The 21,103-nt window shown below is 59.6% G+C and carries 19 protein-coding genes; all 19 read right to left on the bottom strand.

Annotated elements, in window-relative coordinates:
* Window positions 1-178: 178 nt before the first annotated feature.
* Window positions 179-493, bottom strand: coding sequence for a helix-turn-helix domain-containing protein (locus ACA071_RS20300; RefSeq protein ID WP_497640795.1), 315 nt, complete (start codon window positions 491-493; stop codon window positions 179-181).
* Complete coding sequence (locus ACA071_RS20295) at window positions 483-833, bottom strand: toxin (RefSeq protein ID WP_497645360.1); 351 nt, start codon at window positions 831-833, stop codon at window positions 483-485. The genes ACA071_RS20300 and ACA071_RS20295 overlap by 11 nt, the downstream gene beginning before the upstream one ends.
* A gap of 326 nt (window positions 834-1,159) precedes the next feature.
* Window positions 1,160-2,623, bottom strand: a complete 1,464-nt coding sequence (gene nuoN / locus ACA071_RS20290; protein ID WP_123403085.1) for an NADH-quinone oxidoreductase subunit NuoN — start codon at window positions 2,621-2,623, stop codon at window positions 1,160-1,162.
* 7 nt (window positions 2,624-2,630) lie between these two features.
* The gene (nuoM, locus tag ACA071_RS20285; RefSeq protein ID WP_123403083.1) at window positions 2,631-4,163 is read right to left on the bottom strand and encodes an NADH-quinone oxidoreductase subunit M; all 1,533 of its coding nucleotides are present in this window, start codon (window positions 4,161-4,163) and stop codon (window positions 2,631-2,633) included.
* A 40-nt stretch (window positions 4,164-4,203) separates the two neighbouring features.
* Complete coding sequence (nuoL, locus tag ACA071_RS20280; RefSeq protein WP_497640794.1) at window positions 4,204-6,057, bottom strand: NADH-quinone oxidoreductase subunit L; 1,854 nt, start codon at window positions 6,055-6,057, stop codon at window positions 4,204-4,206.
* Entirely contained in the window at window positions 6,054-6,362 is a 309-nt protein-coding gene (gene nuoK / locus ACA071_RS20275; protein WP_133838688.1) for an NADH-quinone oxidoreductase subunit NuoK, read from the bottom strand. The genes nuoL and nuoK overlap by 4 nt, the downstream gene beginning before the upstream one ends.
* Window positions 6,363-6,365: 3 nt before the next feature.
* On the bottom strand, window positions 6,366-6,866 hold the full coding sequence (gene nuoJ, locus ACA071_RS20270) for an NADH-quinone oxidoreductase subunit J (RefSeq protein WP_169374027.1): 501 nt from the start codon (window positions 6,864-6,866) through the stop codon (window positions 6,366-6,368).
* Between the two features lie 9 nt (window positions 6,867-6,875).
* Window positions 6,876-7,421 carry an NADH-quinone oxidoreductase subunit NuoI gene (gene nuoI, locus ACA071_RS20265; RefSeq protein WP_177331423.1) on the bottom strand — a complete coding sequence of 182 codons (546 nt, stop codon included), beginning with the start codon at window positions 7,419-7,421 and terminating at the stop codon, window positions 6,876-6,878.
* A 12-nt stretch (window positions 7,422-7,433) separates the two neighbouring features.
* Window positions 7,434-8,441, bottom strand: a complete 1,008-nt coding sequence (nuoH, locus tag ACA071_RS20260) for an NADH-quinone oxidoreductase subunit NuoH (RefSeq protein ID WP_497640793.1) — start codon at window positions 8,439-8,441, stop codon at window positions 7,434-7,436.
* Window positions 8,438-11,152 carry an NADH-quinone oxidoreductase subunit NuoG gene (gene nuoG / locus ACA071_RS20255; protein WP_497640792.1) on the bottom strand — a complete coding sequence of 905 codons (2,715 nt, stop codon included), beginning with the start codon at window positions 11,150-11,152 and terminating at the stop codon, window positions 8,438-8,440. Before nuoG ends, nuoH begins: the two co-directional genes overlap by 4 nt.
* Before the next feature lie 138 nt (window positions 11,153-11,290).
* A complete protein-coding gene (gene nuoF / locus ACA071_RS20250; RefSeq protein WP_497640791.1) occupies window positions 11,291-12,646 on the bottom strand; it encodes an NADH-quinone oxidoreductase subunit NuoF in 1,356 nt (451 codons plus the stop codon).
* Window positions 12,643-13,140 carry an NADH-quinone oxidoreductase subunit NuoE gene (gene nuoE / locus ACA071_RS20245; protein WP_457363340.1) on the bottom strand — a complete coding sequence of 166 codons (498 nt, stop codon included), beginning with the start codon at window positions 13,138-13,140 and terminating at the stop codon, window positions 12,643-12,645. Before nuoE ends, nuoF begins: the two co-directional genes overlap by 4 nt.
* Window positions 13,141-13,142: 2 nt before the next feature.
* Window positions 13,143-14,927, bottom strand: a complete 1,785-nt coding sequence (nuoC, locus tag ACA071_RS20240) for an NADH-quinone oxidoreductase subunit C/D (protein ID WP_497640790.1) — start codon at window positions 14,925-14,927, stop codon at window positions 13,143-13,145.
* 72 nt (window positions 14,928-14,999) lie between these two features.
* On the bottom strand, window positions 15,000-15,674 hold the full coding sequence (locus ACA071_RS20235) for a NuoB/complex I 20 kDa subunit family protein (protein WP_008146035.1): 675 nt from the start codon (window positions 15,672-15,674) through the stop codon (window positions 15,000-15,002).
* A 10-nt stretch (window positions 15,675-15,684) separates the two neighbouring features.
* Window positions 15,685-16,098, bottom strand: coding sequence for an NADH-quinone oxidoreductase subunit A (locus tag ACA071_RS20230; protein WP_003223812.1), 414 nt, complete (start codon window positions 16,096-16,098; stop codon window positions 15,685-15,687).
* Window positions 16,099-16,634: 536 nt separating this feature from the next.
* The gene (gene aceA, locus ACA071_RS20225; RefSeq protein WP_045062291.1) at window positions 16,635-17,960 is read right to left on the bottom strand and encodes an isocitrate lyase; all 1,326 of its coding nucleotides are present in this window, start codon (window positions 17,958-17,960) and stop codon (window positions 16,635-16,637) included.
* Window positions 17,961-18,455: 495 nt separating this feature from the next.
* Window positions 18,456-19,217, bottom strand: a complete 762-nt coding sequence (locus ACA071_RS20220; RefSeq protein WP_497640789.1) for a secretin N-terminal domain-containing protein — start codon at window positions 19,215-19,217, stop codon at window positions 18,456-18,458.
* 226 nt (window positions 19,218-19,443) lie between these two features.
* A complete protein-coding gene (locus ACA071_RS20215; protein WP_497640788.1) occupies window positions 19,444-19,872 on the bottom strand; it encodes a GNAT family N-acetyltransferase in 429 nt (142 codons plus the stop codon).
* Window positions 19,865-21,034 (bottom strand): ribosomal protein uL16 3-hydroxylase, encoded by a 1,170-nt coding sequence (locus ACA071_RS20210; protein WP_497640787.1) that lies wholly within the window; start codon window positions 21,032-21,034, stop codon window positions 19,865-19,867. Before ACA071_RS20210 ends, ACA071_RS20215 begins: the two co-directional genes overlap by 8 nt.
* Window positions 21,035-21,103: the final 69 nt, after the last annotated feature.

The following is a 21,103-nucleotide window of genomic DNA, read 5'->3' as shown; positions in this document are numbered from 1 at the left end:
CTGTGATGTGAAACGCGAACGGCACCGGAAGGTGCCGTTTTCGTTTGTAGCTGTTGCGCCGCTATCGCGAGCAAGCTCGCTTGTAGTTCGGAGCTGTTCACAAATAATGTGCTCACAGCAGGTCCACTGTGGGAGGGGGCTTGCTCGCGAAGGCATCTTTGATAGCGACATCAGTCATTCAGGTCAACGCCGCCAGTTGCTCCACCGTTTCGGGAAACCGCTCAACAAGCCGGATCAGTGTCGTTGCCTGCGCATTCGGTTGTGCACGTCCTTGCTCCCAGTTTTCCAGAGTCCGGGTATTTGTACGCAAATACATCGCGAATACCGACCGGGAAAGATTGAGCTGTTGGCGGATGGCTACCACCTCCTCAGCAGTGATTGGCACCAGTTTTGGCAACTTGACCTTGTGAGTTCGCAGCGTGATTTTGCCTTGGCGCTCGTCGGCCAAGGCTTCGAGGCCTTCCATCAGTTCGGTAAAAATGTCACGTTTCATAGTGGGATCTCGTATTGATTTCTCTATCTAGCGCTTGCCTGAAAAGTTTCTTCTGAGAAGGCGACAGGTCGTCTTGTTCGTTTTTGCTATATACGGTGAACAGCCAGAATTGATCAAAACCGGACCACCAGTAATAAATCACCCGTAATCCGCTGCGCTTGCCTTTGCCCCGTCGCCGGTCGCAGAAACGGATTTTGCGCAACCCGCCCATACCTTCCACTAGATCGCCCGCTTCTGGATTTTTTAGCAGCTCGAGTTGAAAGCTGCGAAACAGGTCATCGTCCAGGTAGTCATTTCTGTGCTTCTGAAATACGGGTAATTCGATAAAGAGAGCGTCCATGTTTTGTACGTTACCTGCGTATATTTCTATCACAAGAATCGAATTGGTCAAGGCATCTGTTCTTGCCAATTCGGTCAAGTCATTACAGTAATTTGAGGGTGCAGATAAGGATGTAGGACGAGGCGGATTTGCCCGCGAGGGAATTCTGTATATAGACGGGAAGGGGAGAGCACTGAAGATCAAAAGATCGCAGCCTTCGGCAGCGCCCACAGGTGCGTAGGAGCTGCTGAAGGCTGCGATCTTTTGATCTTGTCCCCCCAAACCCCTAAACGCAAAAACGGCACCCGAAGGTGCCGTTTTTTTTCTACCGAGTATCGCTTAAGCGATCAACCCGCCAACCCGGCCTGTTGAACCAGGACCAGCAACGGTTGCGGATACAGCCCAAGGAAGAACGCCAGTGCGGCGATGGCCAGCAGCATCACGCCGCCTGCCTTTTGTTCCCAGTGCAGTTGCGCATCGTGGCGACGCAGGTTCGGCTCGATCAGGTACAGGGTGACCATCACGCGCAAGTAGTAGAAGACGCCGATGGCGCTGCCCAGTACCAGGGAACCCACCAGCCACCATTGGTGCGATTCGACACCGGTAGCAATGATGTAGAACTTGCCGATGAAGCCCGCAGTCAGCGGGATACCGGCCAGGGACAGCATCATCACGGTCAGTACGGCGGTCAGGTACGGACGGCGCCAGAACAGGCCGCGGTATTCGTACAGGGCATCGGCGTCCCGGCCTTTGTAAGGCGAGGACATCAGGGTGATCACGCCGAACGCGCCGAGGCTGGTGATCACGTAGGTGACCAGGTAAACGCCGATGGCTTCCACGGCCAGACCCTTGCTCGCCACCAGGGCGATCAGCAGGTAACCGAAGTGGGCGATGGACGAGTAACCCAGCAGACGCTTGAGGTTGCTCTGGGTCAGTGCCAGCAGGTTACCGAACAGGATCGACGCGATGGCGATGATGGTCAGCACGTCGCTCAGGACACCGCTGCTGGCGGCAGGGGAGATCTGGAACAGACGCACCATCACCGCGAACACCGCGACTTTCGAAGCAGTAGCGAGGAACGCGGCAACCGGTGCCGGAGCCCCTTCGTAAACGTCCGGGGTCCAGAGGTGGAACGGTACCAGCGACAGCTTGAACGCCAGGCCGATCAGCATCATGCCCAGGCCCATTTGCGCCAGCGAGCTTGGCAGGCCAGTAGCGGCCAATGCTTGACCGATACCGACGAAGCTCAGGCTGCCGGAGTCGGCATAAAGCAGAGCCATACCGAACAACAGGAACGCAGAACCGGCAGCCGACAGCACCATGTACTTGATACCGGCTTCCAGCGAACGCTTGTTGAAGAAGGCGTAAGCCACCAGGCCGTAGACCGGCACCGACAACAGTTCCAGACCGATGAACAACCCGGCCAAGTGCTGCGCGCTAACCAGAACCAGACCACCGGCGGCGGCCATGAGGATCAGCAGGTACAGTTCTTCGCGGTTGCCCGGGTAACCCGTGCCGCCATCGCCGAGGTAGGCGTGGGCGAGGGTTACACAAGCGAGGGTGGCGACCAGGATCAGCGCCATGTACAGACAGGCGAAGTTATCAATCTGCAGCAGTGGGGTCACGGCCAGGGGCGCGACCTTCAAGGCTGGCAGGATCGACAGCAATGCCAGGTTCAAACCCGCCACGGAAATCAGGAAGGTCTGCGAGTGGTTGCGGCGCCAGGCGATGGCCAGCATCACCACGATGATCGTGGCGGTGGTGATCAACAACGGCGCGAGCGCGATAAAGTGTTGAGTCGTGAATTCCATAGCGCTCTTACCGGGCCGAAGCGAGTTGAGTGAAGGCGGTACCGAGCCACTGCTGCACGCCATGCATCGTCGCGGCAGAAGTGTCGAGGAACGGTTGTGGGTACACGCCGATGTAAATCAGCAGTACCGCCAGACCGACCACCATGATCAGTTCGCGACCATCCATGCCATGCAACACCGCGTCCGACTTGGACGGGCCGAAGTAGGCACGGTGGATCATGATCAGCGAGTAGACCGAACCGAACACCAGGCCCGACGTCGCGATCGCGGTGATCCACGGCGCAGCGGCGAAGGTGCCGATCAGGATCAGGAACTCACCGACGAAGTTACCGGTACCCGGCAAGCCCAGCGAAGCCGCAGCGAAGAACAGGCTGATGGCCGGCAGGTAAGCGATCTTCGACCACAGGCCGCCCATTTCACGCATGTCGCGGGTGTGGGTGCGTTCGTACAACTGACCACTGAGGATAAACAGTGCAGCGGCCGACACACCGTGCGCCAACATCTGCATTACGGCGCCCTGCAGCGCCAGTTGGCTGCCGGAGTAGATGCCGATCAGTACGAAACCCATGTGGGAAACGGAGGAGTAGGCGATCAGACGCTTGATGTCGGTTTGGGCGAAGGCCAGGAACGCACCGTAGAAGATCCCGACCAGACCGAGGGTCATGGCGATCGGCGCAAACTCGGCCGAGGCATTCGGGAACAGCGGCAGGGCGAAACGCAGCAGACCGTAAGCCGCCGTCTTCAACAAGATACCGGCCAGATCGACCGAACCTGCAGTTGGCGCCTGGGCGTGAGCATCAGGCAACCAGGAGTGGAACGGTACGACCGGCAGCTTCACCGCGAAGGCGATAAAGAAGCCGAGCATCAGGATGTACTCGGTAGTGAGCGACATCTTGGTTTTCAACAGGTCGGCGTAGTTGAACGTGATTACGCCAGTGCTGTTGAAGTTGACCAGCACCAGACCGAGGATCGCCACCAACATGATCAGGCCGGAAGCCTGAGTGAAGATGAAGAACTTGGTCGCCGCGTAGATCCGGGTTTTCTTGCCGTCCGAAGAACTGTGACCCCAGAGCGCGATGAGGAAGTACATCGGCACCAGCATCATTTCCCAGAAGAAGAAGAACATGAACAGGTCGAGGGCGAGGAACACGCCGACGACACCGCCCAGGATCCACATCAAGTTCAAGTGGAAGAAGCCAACGTGACGCTGGATCTCTTTCCACGAGCAGAGTACCGAGAGGATACCCAACAGGCCGGTCAGCAGGATCATCAGCAGCGACAGGCCGTCGAGGGCCAGGTGCACGCTGATGCCAAAGCGCTGGATCCAGATGTGCTTGAACTCAAGCGCCCAGACCGGATCGGCGCCAGGCGCCGGAGCAAATGAATAGTTACCGTGGGCCCACAGCCAGAGGCCGAGTGCAAGTTCCAGGGTCATGGTCAACAGCGCAATCCAGCGGGGGAGGGTAGCGCCGAAGCGCTCACCCATCCAGCACAGCAGGCCGCCGATGAAGGGGATCAGGATTAGCCAAGGCAGAATCATGACGGGCTCAATTCCTTTCGCAAGTTCGCAAGGTTCATATTCAGACCGCTACCAGCACGATGGCGCCGATGACCAGCACGGAGCCGGCTGCCATCGAGGCCGCGTACCAACGCAGTTGACCGGTTTCGGTACGGCTCAGGGCGGTGTGGCCGCCTTTGGCCATACGCGGGATCAAACCGATGGTCTGATCGAGCGGGTCTCTGCGCAGTGCGTGGCTGATCGCAAGGTATGGCTTGACGAACAGTTTGTCGTAGATCCAGTCGAAGCCCCAGGCAGCGAACCACCAGGCCGAAAGGAAGCGGCCGATGCCGCTGTTGGCGATAGCAGTGACGAAACGACGCTTGCCGAGGAACAGCAGCGCGGCCAGCAGGATACCGGCCAGGGCGATGGCGCCCGAGGCGATTTCCAGACTGTGCTTGGCTTCGCCGCCGGCATGGCCGACGCTCTCTGGCAACACGCCGTGCAGCGGTGGCACGATCATGGCGCCGACGAAGGTCGACAGCACGATCAGCACCGACAGTGGCAGCCAGTGAGCGATGCCGTGACCGGCGTGGGCTTCGGTCTTCGCTTCACCGTGGAACGCGATGAAGATCAGGCGGAAGGTGTACAGCGAAGTCATGAACGCGCCGACCAGACCTGCGTAGAGCAGACCGTGGTTGCCGCTGGCGAACGCTTCCCAGAGGATTTCGTCCTTGGAGTAGAAGCCTGCGGTCACCAGTGGCAGGGCCGACAAGGCCGCGCCGCCGACGATGAAGCTGGTGTAGGCCAGCGGCAGTTTCTTCCACAGGCCGCCCATCTTGAAGATGTTCTGCTCGTGGTGGCAGGCAACGATCACCGCACCGGACGCAAGGAACAGCAGCGCCTTGAAGAAGGCGTGGGTCATCAAGTGGAAGATCGCGCCATCCCATGCGCCAACGCCCAAGGCCAGGAACATGTAACCGATCTGGCTCATGGTCGAATAGGCGAGGATACGTTTGATGTCGGTCTGGACCAGTGCGGCAAAACCGGCGAGGACCAGGGTCACACCGCCGACGACGCCGACCAGGTGCAGGATATCCGGCGCCAGGGCGAACAAGCCGTGGGTACGGGCAATCAAGTAAACGCCAGCGGTCACCATGGTTGCGGCGTGGATCAATGCCGAAACCGGGGTAGGACCGGCCATCGCATCCGCCAGCCAGGTTTGCAGCGGCAGTTGCGCGGATTTACCGACAGCGCCGCCCAGCAGCATCAGGGTCGCCAGAACGATCCAGAAATCGCCGACCTGGAACTTCTGCGGCGCCAGCACCAGCAGCTCCTGGACGTTCAACGTGCCCAGTTGCTGGAACAGGATGAACAGGCCGATGGCCATGAACACGTCGCCGATCCGGGTAACGATAAAGGCCTTGAGTGCGGCGTTACCGTTGTTGCGGTTGCTGTAGTAGAAACCGATCAACAGGTACGAGCACAGGCCCACGCCTTCCCAGCCGAAGTACAGGAACAACAGGTTATCGCCCAGGATCAGGAACAGCATGCTGGCGATAAACAGGTTGGTGTAGGCGAAGAAGCGCGAGTAACCGTCTTCACCGCGCATGTACCAGGACGCGAACAGGTGGATCAGGAAGCCGACGCCGACCACCACACCGAGCATGGTCACGGACAGGCCATCCAGGTACAGCGCGAAGTTCGGCGTGAAGCCTTCAACGGCCATCCACTGCCACAACACCTGGGTGTAGTGGCCGCCTTCCGGCGGGGCGACGTTGAATTGCCAGATCACGTAAGCCGCGACGATGGCAGACAGGCCGATGGAACCGACGCCAATCAGCGCCGACAGGTTTTCCGAGAAGCGGCCGCGAGAGAACGACAGCAGCAGGAAACCTATAAGAGGGAATACGAAAGTCAGATAGAGAAGATTCATCCGCGCATCTCGCTGGCAGCGTCGATATCGAGAGTGTGGAAGCGGCGATACAGCTGCAACAGAATCGCCAGGCCAATACTGGCCTCGGCGGCTGCCAGGCTGATCACCAGGATGAACATGATCTGTCCATCCGGCTGACCCCAGCGGCTACCGGCGACGATGAAGGCCAAAGCGGAGGCATTCATCATGACCTCCAGGCTCATCAGCACGAAGAGAATGTTGCGGCGGACCATCAGGCCGACCAGACCGAGGCAGAACAGGATGCCGGCAACCGCCAGGCCATGTTCCATTGGGATAGCAGGCATGACTTACTCCTTCGCCTCGTTACGGCCGAGATGGAACGCCGTGACGGCTGCGGCGAGCAGCAACATCGAGGCGAGTTCAACCACCAGCAGATACGGACCGAACAGGCTGATGCCTACGGCCTTCGCGTCTACGGTGGTGTGGCCGACGGCCTGACCGCTGGAGTGGCTGAACAACACGTACAGCAGTTCAGCCAGCAGCAGGGCGCCGAGAACGACCGGGCCGAGCCAGATGCCGGGCTTGAGCCAGACGCGCTCTTGCTGAACCGAGGCCGGGCCAAGGTTGAGCATCATCACCACGAACACGAACAGCACCATGATGGCGCCAGCGTAGGCGATCACTTCCAGCACACCGGCGAACGGTGCGCCGAGGGCGAAAAACGTCATCGCCACGGCAATCAGCGAAATGATCAGGTAGAGCAGGGCGTGCACAGGGTTGGTGTTGGTGATCACGCGAAGCGTGGCCACAACAGCGATACCCGATGCGAAATAGAAAGCGAATTCCATCTTTCTTCCTTAAGGCAGCAAGCTCTTCACGTTGATCGGTTCGGCTTCATTCTGCGCGGCGCCTTTCGGCTTCCCGGCAATCGCCATACCTGCAACACGATAGAAGTTGTAATCAGGGTTTTTGCCGGGGCCGGAGATCAGCAGATCTTCTTTCTCGTAAACCAGGTCCTGACGTTTGAACTCGGCCATCTCGAAATCCGGTGTCAGCTGGATCGCGGTGGTCGGGCAGGCTTCCTCGCAGAGGCCGCAAAAGATGCAGCGCGAGAAGTTGATGCGGAAGAAGTCCGGGTACCAGCGACCGTCTTCGGTTTCGGCTTTCTGCAGCGAGATGCAACCGACCGGGCACGCCACGGCGCACAGGTTGCAGGCTACACAACGCTCTTCGCCATCAGGGTCGCGGGTCAGGACGATACGGCCACGGTAGCGCGGCGGCAGGTACACGGCTTCTTCCGGGTACTGCAGCGTGTCGCGCTTGCGGAAGGCATGGCCGAAGATCATCACCAGGCTGCGAAGCTGGGTGAAGAAGCCATGCACGATGTCAAATATGTACTTCATGATTCTCTATCCTCACTGAGCCGCGACGGCGGGCGTGTTGAGCAACACGATCGCAGCGGTCACCAGCATGTTGACGAGGGTCAGCGGCAGGCAGAACTTCCAGCTGAAATCCATCACTTGGTCATACCGTGGGCGCGGGATCGAGGCGCGCAGCAGGATGAAAATCATGATGAAGAACGCGGTTTTCAGCGCGAACCAGATGAACGGGATCTGCGGCAGAATGCCGAACGGACCGTGCCAGCCACCGAAGAACAAGGTCACCAGCAGCGCCGAAATCAACACGATGCCGATGTACTCGCCGACGAAGAACATGCCCCATTTCATGCCGGCGTATTCAATGTGGTAACCGTCGGCCAGTTCCTGTTCCGCTTCCGGCTGGTCGAACGGGTGACGGTGAGTCACGGCGACGCCAGCGATGAAGAAGGTCAGGAAACCGAAGATCTGCGGAATGATGAACCACAGGTTCTGCGCTTGATATTCAACGATGTCGCGCATGTTGAACGAGCCGACCTGGATCACGATGCCCATCAGCGACAGGCCCATGAACACTTCGTACGACACGGTTTGTGCCGAGGCCCGCAAGCTGCCCAGCAGGGCGAACTTGTTGTTACTCGACCAGCCGGCGAACAACACCGCGTAGACCGACAGACCGGCCATGGCGAAGAAGAACAGGATGCCGATGTTGATGTCCGCGACGCCCCAGGTCGGGGTGATCGGGATGATCGCGAAGGCAATCAGCAGGGCGCTCATGGCCACGACCGGTGCCAACGTGAAGATCATCTTGTCGGCGAACGGCGGGGTCCAGTCTTCCTTGAAGAACATCTTGATCATGTCGGCGGCGATCTGGAACGCGCCGAACGGGCCGACGCGGTTCGGACCGTAACGGTCCTGCCAGAGGGCGAGCAAACGACGCTCGACCCAGCTCAGCAGCGCGCCGCACACCACCACGGCGAGCAGAATCACGATGGCCTTGACGACCGCGATGATCACGTCAATCACTTCAGGCGTGAACCAGGTCATTGAGCTGCCTCCTGCAGACCGTCAACGGTTTTGCCAAAGATCGCCGCTGGAATGCCGGCGATACCCGCAGGCAATGCCACCAGGCCAGCGCCCAACTCTTCATTGATCCGCAGTGGCAGACGCAGGGTCTGGCCATCGACGTTCACGCTGAGCAGGGCGCCATCGTTGACACCCAGACGATCAGCTTCGGATTTGGCCAACGCGACGTAGGCGGCCGGGATGCGTTCCTGAACTGGTGCGGCTTTGGAAGAGGTCTCTTCACTGCCGAGCAGGTGGAAGAACGGCACAACCTGCCAGGTACCTGGCGCCGGGTTGAATGCGCGCGGAACACTGGCGAACCAGTTCAGTGCATCACCAGTGCTTTCGATCAGGCGGGTGCCCGGGTCGCCAGCGCGGATGTGACCACCGACTTCGTCCTGGAACTTGTTCCAGGCTTGCGGCGAGTTCCAGCCCGGAGACCACGCGAATGGCACTTGCTGACGCGGTTCGACCGAGCCCGAGTAACCTTCCATGGAGAACGAGAACGCAGTGTCGTTGTCCTGGGAAGTACGCGGTTCGTGCACGCTGATGTCGGCGCGCATGGCGGTACGACCCGAGTAACGCAGCGGCTCGCGAGCCAGTTTCAGGCCTTTGATGCGGAACGCGGCGGACGGTGCGGCATCGATGATGCGCGCCAGTTGCGGGGTGCTCGCGGCGCAGGCAGCGGTGACATGGTCCAGTTGGGTCCAGTCGATCGGCTGGTTCAACAGGGTCGCGCGCAGGGCATGCAGCCAGCGCCAGCCTTCGTGAACCAGGATGCTCGCGTCGAGGTAAGTCGGATCGAACACCTGGAAGAAGCGCTGGGCGCGACCTTCCTGGCTGACCAACGTACCGTCGCCTTCAGCGAAGCTCGCGGCTGGCAGAACCAAGTGTGCGCGATCGCTGGTGGCGGTCTTTTGATGGTCTGCAACGATCACTACTTTCGCGGCGTTCAGGGCAGCATCGACCTTGGCTTTGTCGGTGCGGGTGTACAGATCGTTTTCCAGCACGACGATAGCGTCGGCCTTACCGTCGATCACCGCTTGCAGCGCGTCGTCGACCGAGTTGCCACCGAGCATGGCCAGGCCGAGGCTGTTGGCCTCTGGCACGATCAGGCTGATGGAACCGTTCTTCTCGCGCAGCTTCAAGGCTTTGGCGATGTTGGCGGCGGCTTCGATCAAGGCTTTGGAGCCCAGCGAAGTACCGGCAATGATCAGCGGACGCTTGGCGGCCAGCAGGGCGTTGGCGATGCGTTGGGCCAATTCAACGGCTTCAGCATCCAGGCCTTCAACGGCGGGTGCGCTGGCGTCAAGGGCGTGAGCCACGGCGAAACCGATGCGGGCCAGGTCGTCTGGAGCGGCGTGTACGCATTCTTCAGCGATGTCGTCGAGCTTGGTTTCAGCCAGGCTGGCGATGAACAGCGGGTTCAGTTCTTTCTGACCGATGTTCTTCACCGCAGCGTCGAGCCAAGGCTGTACGCGCATGGCGTCGGCCATGTCTTCGGCTTTGCCCTTGACCGATTGGCGCAGGGACAGGGCCATGCGCGCAGCGGTCTGGGTGAGATCTTCACCGAGGACGAAGATCGCGTCGTGGTCTTCGATGTCGCGCATGTTCGGGATTGGCAGCGGGCTGTCTTTCAGAACCTGCATGACCAGACGGATGCGATCCAGCTCGGCGGCTTCGATACCGGAGTAGAAGTGCTCGGCACCGACCAGTTCGCGCAACGCGAAGTTGCTTTCAAGGCTGGCGCGCGGCGAACCGATACCAACGATGTTGCGACCGCGCAGCAGGTCAGCGGCTTTATCCAGCGCTTCGTCGAGGCTCAGCTTGGCGCCGTTGGCCAGCAATGGCTGACGCGGGCGATCTTCGCGGTTGACGTAGCCGTAGCCGAAACGGCCACGGTCGCACAGGAAGTACTGGTTGACCGAACCGTTGAAGCGGTTTTCGATCCGACGCAGTTCACCGTAGCGCTCGCCCGGGGAGATGTTGCAACCGCTGGAGCAGCCATGGCAGATGCTCGGCGAGAACTGCATGTCCCACTTACGGTTGTAGCGCTCGGAGTGAGTCTTGTCGGTGAACACACCGGTCGGGCAGACCTCGGTGAGGTTGCCGGAGAACTCGCTTTCGAGGGTGCCGTCTTCAACGCGACCGAAGTACACGTTGTCGTGGGCGCCGAACACACCGAGGTCGGTGCCGCCCGCGTAATCCTTATAGAAGCGCACGCAACGGTAGCAGGCGATGCAGCGGTTCATTTCGTGACCGATGAACGGGCCGAGATCCTGGTTCTGGTGGGTACGCTTGGTGAAGCGGTAACGGCGCTCGTTGTGGCCGGTCATTACCGTCATGTCTTGCAGGTGGCAGTGACCGCCTTCTTCACAGACAGGGCAGTCGTGAGGGTGGTTGGTCATCAGCCATTCGACGACGCTGGCGCGAAACACTTTCGCCTCTTCGTCTTCGATGGAGATCCAGCTGCCGTCGGTGGCGGGGGTCATGCAGGACATGACGATCCGACCACGGGTGTCGTTGGCGTCGGTGTACTGCTTGACCGCGCACTGGCGGCAAGCGCCAACGCTGCCAAGGGCGGGGTGCCAGCAGAAATAAGGGATATCGAGGCCTAGCGACAGACATGCCTGTAACAGGTTGTCTGCCCCATCGACTTCGAGCTCTTTGCCGTCTACGTGGATAGTGGCCATGGTTCAAAGTTCTTCGTTGGCCCGGTGTCAGCGGGCGTGGCTAATGGAATCTTGTTATTCGTCCGAATCCAAACAGCCCTTGAAAGGCGTCATCGAACGAGAAGGCGAAGGGCACGGACCCTTCGCCTTTTTAAGCGTTTACGCGCCGACTACGATCGGCCTTGCCAGAGGCGGGACGGCGGCGCTGGTAGGCGCGATGCCGGCTTCGAACTCTGGACGGAAGTATTTGATTGCGCTGCCCAATGGCTCCACGGCGCCCGGTGCGTGAGCACAGAAGGTCTTGCCCGGGCCGAGGAAACCGACCAGACCCAGCAGGGTCTCGATATCGCCGGCTTGCCCTTCACCGTTCTCGATCGCGCGCAGCAGCTTGACGCTCCACGGCAAACCGTCACGGCAAGGGGTGCAGAAACCGCACGACTCGCGGGAGAAGAACTCTTCCATGTTGCGCAGCAGGGACACCATGTTGACGCTGTCATCCACCGCCATGGCCAGGCCGGTACCCATCCGGGTGCCCACTTTGGCGATGCCGCCGGCGTACATTTGTGCGTCCAGGTGTTCTGGCAACAGGAAACCGGTACCGGCGCCGCCTGGCTGCCAGCACTTGAGCTTGAAGCCGTCGCGCATGCCGCCGGCGTAGTCTTCGAACAACTCGCGACCGGTGACGCCGAATGGCAATTCCCACAGGCCCGGGTTCTTGACCTTGCCGGAGAAGCCCATGAGCTTGGTGCCCATGTCTTCACTGCCTTCGCGGGCCAACGATTTGTACCAGTCCACGCCGTCGGCAATGATCGCCGGCACGTTGCACAGGGTTTCAACGTTGTTCACGCAAGTCGGCTTGCCCCACACGCCAACGGCGGCAGGGAAGGGCGGCTTGGAGCGCGGGTTGGCGCGGCGGCCTTCGAGGGAGTTGATCAGTGCGGTTTCTTCACCGCAGATGTAACGCCCGGCGCCGGTGTGGACGAACAGCTCGAAATCGAAGCCGCTGCCCAGGATGTTCTTGCCCAGCAGGCCCGCTGCCTTGGCTTCTTCCACGGCACGGTTGAGGTGCTTGGCGGCGGTGGTGTATTCGCCACGCAGGAAGATGTAGCCACGGTAGGTTTTCAGCGCGCGAGCACTGATCAGCATGCCTTCGATCAGCAGATGGGGCAGTTGCTCCATCAGCATGCGGTCTTTCCAGGTGTTCGGTTCCATCTCGTCCGCGTTGCACAGCAGGTAGCGGATGTTGATGGATTCGTCTTTCGGCATCAGGCCCCACTTCACGCCAGTGGGGAAGCCTGCACCGCCGCGACCTTTAAGGCCGGCGTCTTTCACGGTCTGGACGATGTCGTCCTGGGCCATGTCGGCGAAGGCTTTACGCGCAGCGGCGTAACCGTTCTTGGCCTGGTACTCATCGAGCCACACAGCCTCGCCGTCGTCACGCAAACGCCAGGTCAGCGGGTGAGTCTCGGCCGAACGCTTGATGCGGTTGGCAGGACCGAAGGAAGTCAGGGTCATACGTAGCCCTCGAGCAATGTGGCGACGCCAGCAGGCTGCACATCACCGAATGTGTCGTCGTCGATCATCAACGCCGGCGCCTTGTCGCAGTTGCCGAGGCAGCAAACCGGCAGCAGGGTGAAACGACCGTCGGCGGTGGTCTGACCCAGGCCGATGCCGAGCTTGCTCTGGATTTCGCTGACCACGGACTCGTGGCCACCGATATAGCAGACCATGCTGTCGCAGACGCGAATGATGTGACGGCCGACCGGCTGGCGGAAGATCTGGCTATAGAACGTCGCCACCCCTTCAACGTCGCTGGCCGGGATGCCGAGGATCTCGCCGATGGCGTAGAGCGCGCCGTCAGGCACCCAGCCACGTTCCTTCTGGACGATCTTCAGGGCTTCGATCGACGCCGCGCGCGGGTCTTCGTAGTGATGCAGCTCGTGCTCGATGGCCGAGCGCTCGGTTTCGCTCAGGGCGAAACGGTCTGTCTGGATAAGCGTGCTGTTCATGCTTAGCGGTCCACGTCGGCCATAACGAAATCGATACTACCCAGGTACGCGATCAAGTCCGCGACCATGCTGCCTTTGATCACCGAAGGGATCTGCTGCAGGTGCGGGAAGCTTGGGGTACGAATCCGGGTGCGGTAGCTCATGGTGCCGCCATCGCTCGTCAGGTAATAACTGTTGATGCCCTTGGTCGCTTCGATCATCTGGAAGGATTCGTTGGCCGGCATCACCGGGCCCCACGAAACTTGCAGGAAGTGCGTGATCAAGGTCTCGATGTGTTGCAGCGTGCGTTCTTTCGGTGGCGGCGTGGTCAGCGGGTGATCCGCCTTGTACGCACCGGCCGGCATATTGCGCATGCACTGCTCGATGATCTTCAGGCTCTGGCGCATTTCTTCGACGCGCACGATGCAACGGTCATAGGCATCGCCATTGGCCGCCAGCGGGACTTCGAATTCGAAGTTCTCGTAGCCGGAGTATGGACGCGCCTTGCGCAAGTCGAAGTCGCAACCGGTCGAACGCAGGCCGGCACCGGTGACGCCCCATTCCAGGGCCTCTTTGGTGTTGTAGGCGGCGACGCCGATGGTTCGGCCCTTGAGGATGCTGTTGTCCAGCGCGGCTTTCTGGTATTCGTCCAGACGCTTTGGCATCCACTCGATGAAGTCTTTAACCAGTTTTTCCCAGCCGCGCGGCAGGTCGTGAGCAACGCCACCGATGCGATACCAGGCCGGGTGCAGACGGAAACCGGTAATGGCTTCAATCACCGTGTACGCCTTCTGGCGGTCGGTGAAGGTGAAGAACACCGGAGTCATGGCGCCGACGTCCTGGATGTAAGTCCCCAGGAACAGCAGATGGCTGGTGATGCGGAAGAACTCGGCCATCATGATGCGGATGGTGTCGACCTTTTCCGGAACCTTGATCCCGGCGAGTTTCTCGACCGCGAGCACGTACGGCAGGTTGTTCATCACGCCGCCGAGGTAGTCGATACGGTCGGTGTACGGAATGAAGCTGTGCCAGGACTGACGCTCGGCCATCTTCTCGGCACCACGGTGGTGGTAGCCAACGTCCGGCACGCAATCGACGATCTCTTCACCGTCCAGTTGCAGGATGATGCGGAACGCACCGTGCGCGGAAGGGTGGTTAGGGCCGAGGTTGAGGAACATGTAGTCCTCGTTCGCCCCGGAACGCTTCATGCCCCAGTCTTCAGGCTTGAAGCGCGCGGCTTCTTCCTCAAGCTGTTGCTTGGCCAGGTTCAGGGTGAACGGGTCGAACTCGGTGGCACGGGCCGGGAAGTCCTTGCGCAGCGGGTGACCTTCCCAGGTCGGCGGCATCATGATGCGGGTCAGGTGCGGGTGACCTTTGAAGTCGATCCCGTACATGTCCCAGACTTCGCGCTCGTACCAGTTGGCGTTCGGCCAAATGCTGGTGACGGTCGGCAGGCTGAGGTCGCTCTCGGACAAGGCGACCTTGATCATCACGTCACTATTACGTTCGATCGACATCAAGTGATAGAACACAGTGAAGTCGGCGCCGCTTGGCAGCCCTTGTCGCTTGGTGCGCAGACGCTCGTCCACGCCGTGCAGGTCATAGAGCATGACGTACGGCTTGGGCAGGTTGCGCAGGAAGGTCAGGACTTCGACGAGTTTGGCACGGGCAACCCAAAGCACCGGCATGCCGGTGCGGGTAGGCTGGGCGGTGAACGCCTCGGGGCCAAAACGGTTATTCAGTTCGACGACCACATCCTGGTCGTCTGCCTTATAAGGCGGGATGTACAGAGCACTGCCTGTAGTCATGGTTATTTATCGCTTTCGGTCAACGTAAAGAATGAATCCAGTGTCTCGTTCTATAAAAGAAGCAGAGCTGGATCAGACTTCGTCGGGGCTGCGCAGGTTGGTGACTGCGATTCGCTGTTCGCGGCGCTGTTCCTTTTGCGAAGGCATCTCGGCGCGGTACACGCCTTGATCGCCGACGACCCAGGAAAGCGGACGACGCTCCTGTCCAATCGACTCTTGCAAGAGCATCAAGCCTTGCAGAAAAGCTTCAGGACGGGGCGGGCAGCCAGGCACGTAGACGTCCACGGGCAGGAACTTGTCCACCCCTTGAACGACAGAGTAGATGTCGTACATGCCACCGGAGTTGGCGCACGAACCCATGGAGATAACCCATTTAGGTTCGAGCATTTGCTCGTAGAGACGCTGGATGATCGGCGCCATCTTGATGAAGCAGGTACCGGCGATAACCATGAAATCCGCCTGGCGCGGCGATGCCCGGATAACTTCGGCGCCAAAGCGCGCGATGTCGTGGGGCGCCGTGAAGGCGGTGGTCATTTCCACGTAGCAGCACGAAAGACCGAAGTTATACGGCCACAGGGAGTTCTTGCGCCCCCAGTTGATCGTGCCGTTAAGCACGTCTTCGAGCTTGCCCATGAAGATGTTTTTGTGGACTTGATCTTCTAACGGATCGGAAACGGTTTCCCGCTCGCCAATCGGATACTGCTCGTTAGGAGCATCGGGGTCGATCCTGGTGAGATTGTATTGCATTGCCAAAGCCTCATTGTTTCAGCTTCGCCTGCCGCTTGCGACGAGCTTCCGGAGCCCAGTCAAGGGCGCCCACTCGGAACAGGTAGACAAGACCTGCCAACAGAATTGCTATGAAAACGAGAGCTTCGACGAATCCGGTCCAGCCGCTTTCGCGGACGGACACAGACCAGGCAAAGAGAAAGAGGGCTTCGATATCGAAGATCACGAAGAGCATCGCGACCAGATAGAATTTGGCTGAGAGCCGCAAGCGGGCGCCACCTGTAGGTAGCATGCCGGACTCGAACGGTTCGTTTTTGCTGCGGCCCCAGGCTTTTGACCCGAGGAGGCTGGAGACGCCGAGCATGAAGGCGCAGAGGCCGACAACGCCCAGAAGGAAAATGGCAAAGCCCCAGTTGTGGGCCATGAGTCCTGTCGCTTCGGGCATGCTGGTAATCCTTAACAGAGAGCAAAGGTCTCTGAGCTTGAAAAGAAACAAAGCAGTGACGATATGTCGCAGCAATCAATCGCGGTGATTTTATGGCACAACACCGTGCAAGTAAAATTCCTATAGCGAAATTATTTATAGGAATAAGGACATAGCGTACCTCCAAAGCCCTGTAGCCCATGCGGTGCGGGCATTAGCAGGCTTTTCATCAATTATGTTTTGTAGGAAATGTAACGAACATAGTTGCCGCTAAATGATAATCAATATTGTTTGGGTTGGTTTTTAAACTGTTTAACGGGTGAGCGGTCGGGAAGTTGTCTTATATAGCCGTTACTGCAAGTAGCAGCCGAGGTCGTTTTACCGCTTTTTTCTGATCGCGGTACCCCTCTGGATCAATGTTTTGCCTCGGGCGCCATCGTCCCCTGTGGTGGTTGGTGAAATCCCGGGCAAAAAAACGCCCCGAACCAGTCGGGGCGTCAGATGTGCGACGTTGCGGTTAGCTTTTTACTCGGTCCGCAACGGCCGTTTGCTCAGTATCAGTGGAACTGTTCTTCTTCAGTCGAACCGGTCAGTGCGGTTACCGAAGACGAGCCACCTTGAATCACAGTGGTCATGTCGTCGAAGTAGCCGGTGCCCACTTCCTGCTGGTGAGCCACGAAGGTGTAACCCTTGGCAGCGTCAGCGAACTCTTGCTCTTGCAGTTTCACGTAGGCAGTCATGTCGTTGCGGGCGTAGTCGTGCGCCAGGTTGAACATGCTGTGCCACATGTTGTGAATGCCGGCCAGGGTGATGAACTGGTGCTTGTAACCCATGGCGGACAGTTCGCGCTGGAACTTGGCGATGGTCGCGTCGTCCAGGTTTTTCTTCCAGTTGAAGGAAGGCGAGCAGTTGTACGACAGCAGTTGGTCCGGGTATTCCTTTTTGATCGCTTCAGCGAAGCGACGAGCCTCGTCCAGATCCGGCTTGGCGGTTTCGCACCAGATCAGGTCGGCGTACGGAGCGTAAGCCAAGCCGCGAGCGATGGCTTGGTCGAGACCGGCGCGCACTTTGTAGAAGCCTTCCTGGGTACGTTCGCCAGTGACGAACGGCTGGTCGTACGGGTCGCAATCGGAGGTCAGTAGGTCAGCGGCGTTCGCATCGGTACGGGCCAGGATGATGGTCGGTGTACCGGCAACGTCTGCAGCCAGGCGAGCAGCGGTCAGCTTCTGTACCGCTTCCTGGGTAGGAACCAGTACCTTGCCGCCCATGTGGCCGCATTTTTTCACGGAAGCCAGTTGGTCTTCGAAGTGAACGCCGGCGGCACCTGCTTCGATCATGCTTTTCATCAGCTCGTAAGCGTTCAGTACGCCGCCGAAACCGGCTTCAGCATCAGCCACGATCGGTGCGAAGTAGTCGATGTAGCCTTCGTCTCCCGGACCTTTACCGGCTTTCCACTGGATCTGGTCAGCACGGCGGAACGAGTTGTTGATGCGCTTGACCACGGTTGGAACCGAGTCCACCGGGTACAGCGACTGGTCCGGGTACATCGATTCGGCGGAGTTGTTGTCCGCAGCCACTTGCCAGCCCGACAGGTAGATCGCCTGGATACCGGCTTTGACTTGTTGTACAGCCTGGCCGCCGGTCAGGGCGCCCATGCAGTTGACGAAATCTTTCTCAGGACGGAAGGACGGCTTGGCACCCTGGGTGACCAGGTTCCACAGCTTCTCGGCGCCCAGTCTTGCAAAGGTGTGCTCAGGTTGAACCGAGCCGCGCAGGCGGACGACGTCAGCAGCGGAGTAAGCGCGTGTCACGCCTTTCCAGCGTGGGTTTTCAGCCCAATCTTTTTCGAGGGCTGCAATTTGCTGTTCGCGTGTCAGTGCCATGGAGATAAACCTCGTCGCATAGGTCTGGGGTGGAAAATTCCTGCTCCTGCCAAGTACGCATTGAAGGCGTAAAAGGCTGCTCGCTGACCAGAAGCTTAGGTGGTCAAGTCGGGTTCGGCGGGGAAGGCGACGGGATGAACGATGGGCTCGAGGGGAAGTGAGCAGGTAAGGGCGAACTGGCGAGCGCATTCGGGCGTCGTGGGCCTTGGTACGAACTTCAGTGTGATGCCGGGTTACCTAATTACGCTTCCGTCCCTCGGGACAACTTCGTTCCAGTCGGCAACCTCGTCAAACACACCTTGTGGGCGGTACAGACACGAATCGGCTTGCGGGGTAGATGCAGGCGGCGACTCGAAGGCCCTTGCCAGGGCCCCTGATTAGCGGGAGCGAGGCCATCATGCCTTTGCTTTTTTGGCTCGTCAAACGTTTTGTAGTGCTTTTTTTCAAGCACTACATCTTTAGTCTAATACGACTAATCAGTCAGTTTTTGGTGCTTTAGTCCAGCGTGTCGACTTTCACCCGCAAGGTCATGTCATCCCGGCCCTGAGTAGAGTAGCTGCGGGTCTGGCCCTGTTTGTCGGCCTGAGTCTGGCGATTCACGCCGGCCAGGGTGATCCACTCGCCCAGACGCCCCGTGACAGTTGTGTCGGTACTTTGCACATTCACTACATCGGGACGTTCCTGGCTCATGCGGTCACGATTGGTGCTGATCGCCAGGTGAACGATGTCGCCGGTGACGCTGGCGGTGACGTAGAACCCCTGTGTGACATTGCGATACTCCGTCTGGCTTTGCAGGCGACCGTACGTATCGGTTTGAGTGCTGGTCAACGGCACGCTCTGGCCAACCTGGATCAGCGCCGGTGTGCCTTCGCTGGCCTGAACCTGCTGGATGCCGCCGTCGCGGCTATCGGTGCTGCGATTGATGATGCGCGTCTGGCTCGGCGCGGCGCCGTTCACCGAATAGCCCTGATCACCCTGGAAGTTGTTTTCATTGGTGTCGACGGTGATCAACAGGCGCTTGGCGGCCACGTCGAGTTGAGTGATCAAGGCCTTAAGTTCGTCGATCTTGCGTTGTTCCGCATTGACGATCAGCTGGTTGCCATAGGCGCTGACCTGGCCATCCTTGCCGATGAAGTTCTGCGCCACCGGCAGCATGTCGGCGCTGGTGCGGTAGTTCAGGGGCACGATCTCGGTGGCCGCCATGACCGAAAAACTGCAGGTCAGCAGCAGCGTGGTGAGCAGGGTGCGTAGGGACATGTCCGTTATCTCCGCTTTCGAAAGGCTTGATATTGCCAGTTTGTCGGCCCGGGGTGGGGCAAGTTGAATCGTAGACAGCAAAACGCCCCGGCATCGGTGGATGGCGGGGCGTGATCGTTCCCACGCTCCGCGTGGGAATGCAGCCTGTGACGCTCTGCGTCACTTGCCGCGATGGGACACGGAGCGTCCCGAGAGGCATTCCCACGCAGAGCATGGGAACGATCGGTTACGAAACTGAATGCCGCACCATGTCCACATGCGGAATCCCTGCTTCCAGGAACTCCTCACTGACCAGGCTGAAGCCCAGGCGCTCATAGAACGCCGTGGCCTGTACCTGTGCGCTCAGCATCTGCTGCTTCAGTCCGCGCTTTTCGGCTTCACCGATCACCGCTTGCATCAGTGCATCGCCGACTTTCAAACCACGCCAGTCTTTCAGCACCGACACCCGGCCGACGTGGCCGTCGGGCAGCAAGCGAGCGGTGCCAATCGGAAAGTCGCCTTCGAAGGCCAGAAAATGCACGGCCGTCGCGTCATCAGCATCCCATTCCAGCTCAGGCGGAACGGATTGCTCGGCGATGAATACCGTCTCACGAATGCGCCGGATCTCGGCGATGTCCTTCTGCCAGTCTGCGACACGAACGTGGATTTTATTCATCAGCAAACCCCAGGCTGCCCTGCTTGACCAGCTCGCACAGCAGGCCGCGGCCGTCTTCGTCGCTCAGCCAGTCACCGAGGTTGTCGGTGTGCAGGGCGTCGGCGGCGCAGATCAATTTCAGCAGCTCGCGCAGTTTGCCCGGCAGGTAACGGCTCTGGCCGCTGGCGAACAGCAGCAGGTCGTCATCGACTTCGGACCAGGCCATGCGCGCGCTCGGGTTGCGAATCAGCACAGCGCCTTGTTCCAGGCTGGCGAGGAAGTCTTCTTCTTCGACTTCTTCCGGGCCGACCACCAGTTCCGGGTAGCGCGGCTCGGTCATGTACTGGCCGAACCAGGTCAGCAGCAGGCGCTCGTCGCTCATGTGCTCGGCCAGCAACGCTTTCAGGCGATCAAGGGCGTCGTGCTGAATCTGGTGCGGATCGACCGCCGGCAGGGCGTCGGCATCGGTGTAGCGCTCTTCGTCAGTCAGGAACTGGCTGAGGAAGTCGGTGAAGTGAGTCAGCACTTCAGAGGCGCTCGGGGCGCGGAAGCCGACCGAGTAGGTCATGCAGTCATCAACCGCAACGCCACAATGGGCCAGGCGCGGCGGCAGGTAGAGCATGTCGCCCGGTTCCAGAACCCACTCTTCGGTGGCTTCGAAGTCGGCGAGGATGCGCAGGTCCGCATGCGGCAGCAGCTTGCTCTCGGAATCGCACATCTGGCCGATCTTCCAATTGCGCTTGCCGTGACCTTGCAGCAGGAACACATCGTAGTTATCGAAATGCGGGCCGACGCTGCCACCCGGGGCGGCGAAGCTGATCATCACGTCGTCGACGCGCCAGCTCGGCAGGAAGCGGAAGTTTTCCAGCAGCTCGCCGACTTCTGGCACGAACTGGTCGACTGCTTGCACCAGCAGGGTCCACTCGGTTTCTGGCAGCTTGCTGAATTCGTCTTCGGCGAACGGGCCGCGGCGCATTTCCCAAGGACGCTCGCCGTGCTCGATCACCAGGCGCGATTCAACTTCTTCTTCCAGCGCCAGGCCGGCCAATTCGTCGGGGTCGATCGGGCTTTCGAAATCAGGGATCGCCTGGCGGATCAGCAGCGGCTTTTTCTGCCAGTAGTCACGCAGGAATTCGCGCGCCGTGATGCCGCCCAGAAGTTGAAGAGGAATATCAGGATTCATGCGTAACCTATTGAAAAAATGCACTTTTCAGACGGGAATAAAAACGCCCGGCGCTGCCGGGCGTCTCAA

It is taken from the genome of Pseudomonas sp. LBUM1646 (assembly GCF_059716165.1).
This window is presented reverse-complemented; position numbering and strand designations above follow the sequence as displayed.

What these genes read in the sequence shown, in the direction of transcription:
- ACA071_RS20300 (WP_497640795.1), bottom strand. Translation starts at nt 493, where the DNA reads ATGAAACGTGACATTTTTACCGAACTGATGGAAGGCCTCGAAGCCTTG.
- ACA071_RS20295 (WP_497645360.1), bottom strand. Translation starts at nt 833, where the DNA reads ATGGACGCTCTCTTTATCGAATTACCCGTATTTCAGAAGCACAGAAAT.
- nuoN (WP_123403085.1), bottom strand. Translation starts at nt 2,623, where the DNA reads ATGGAATTCACGACTCAACACTTTATCGCGCTCGCGCCGTTGTTGATC.
- nuoM (WP_123403083.1), bottom strand. Translation starts at nt 4,163, where the DNA reads ATGATTCTGCCTTGGCTAATCCTGATCCCCTTCATCGGCGGCCTGCTG.
- nuoL (WP_497640794.1), bottom strand. Translation starts at nt 6,057, where the DNA reads ATGAATCTTCTCTATCTGACTTTCGTATTCCCTCTTATAGGTTTCCTG.
- nuoK (WP_133838688.1), bottom strand. Translation starts at nt 6,362, where the DNA reads ATGCCTGCTATCCCAATGGAACATGGCCTGGCGGTTGCCGGCATCCTG.
- nuoJ (WP_169374027.1), bottom strand. Translation starts at nt 6,866, where the DNA reads ATGGAATTCGCTTTCTATTTCGCATCGGGTATCGCTGTTGTGGCCACG.
- nuoI (WP_177331423.1), bottom strand. Translation starts at nt 7,421, where the DNA reads ATGAAGTACATATTTGACATCGTGCATGGCTTCTTCACCCAGCTTCGC.
- nuoH (WP_497640793.1), bottom strand. Translation starts at nt 8,441, where the DNA reads ATGACCTGGTTCACGCCTGAAGTGATTGACGTGATCATCGCGGTCGTC.
- nuoG (WP_497640792.1), bottom strand. Translation starts at nt 11,152, where the DNA reads ATGGCCACTATCCACGTAGACGGCAAAGAGCTCGAAGTCGATGGGGCA.
- nuoF (WP_497640791.1), bottom strand. Translation starts at nt 12,646, where the DNA reads ATGACCCTGACTTCCTTCGGTCCTGCCAACCGCATCAAGCGTTCGGCC.
- nuoE (WP_457363340.1), bottom strand. Translation starts at nt 13,140, where the DNA reads ATGAACAGCACGCTTATCCAGACAGACCGTTTCGCCCTGAGCGAAACC.
- nuoC (WP_497640790.1), bottom strand. Translation starts at nt 14,927, where the DNA reads ATGACTACAGGCAGTGCTCTGTACATCCCGCCTTATAAGGCAGACGAC.
- ACA071_RS20235 (WP_008146035.1), bottom strand. Translation starts at nt 15,674, where the DNA reads ATGCAATACAATCTCACCAGGATCGACCCCGATGCTCCTAACGAGCAG.
- ACA071_RS20230 (WP_003223812.1), bottom strand. Translation starts at nt 16,098, where the DNA reads ATGCCCGAAGCGACAGGACTCATGGCCCACAACTGGGGCTTTGCCATT.
- aceA (WP_045062291.1), bottom strand. Translation starts at nt 17,960, where the DNA reads ATGGCACTGACACGCGAACAGCAAATTGCAGCCCTCGAAAAAGATTGG.
- ACA071_RS20220 (WP_497640789.1), bottom strand. Translation starts at nt 19,217, where the DNA reads ATGTCCCTACGCACCCTGCTCACCACGCTGCTGCTGACCTGCAGTTTT.
- ACA071_RS20215 (WP_497640788.1), bottom strand. Translation starts at nt 19,872, where the DNA reads ATGAATAAAATCCACGTTCGTGTCGCAGACTGGCAGAAGGACATCGCC.
- ACA071_RS20210 (WP_497640787.1), bottom strand. Translation starts at nt 21,034, where the DNA reads ATGAATCCTGATATTCCTCTTCAACTTCTGGGCGGCATCACGGCGCGC.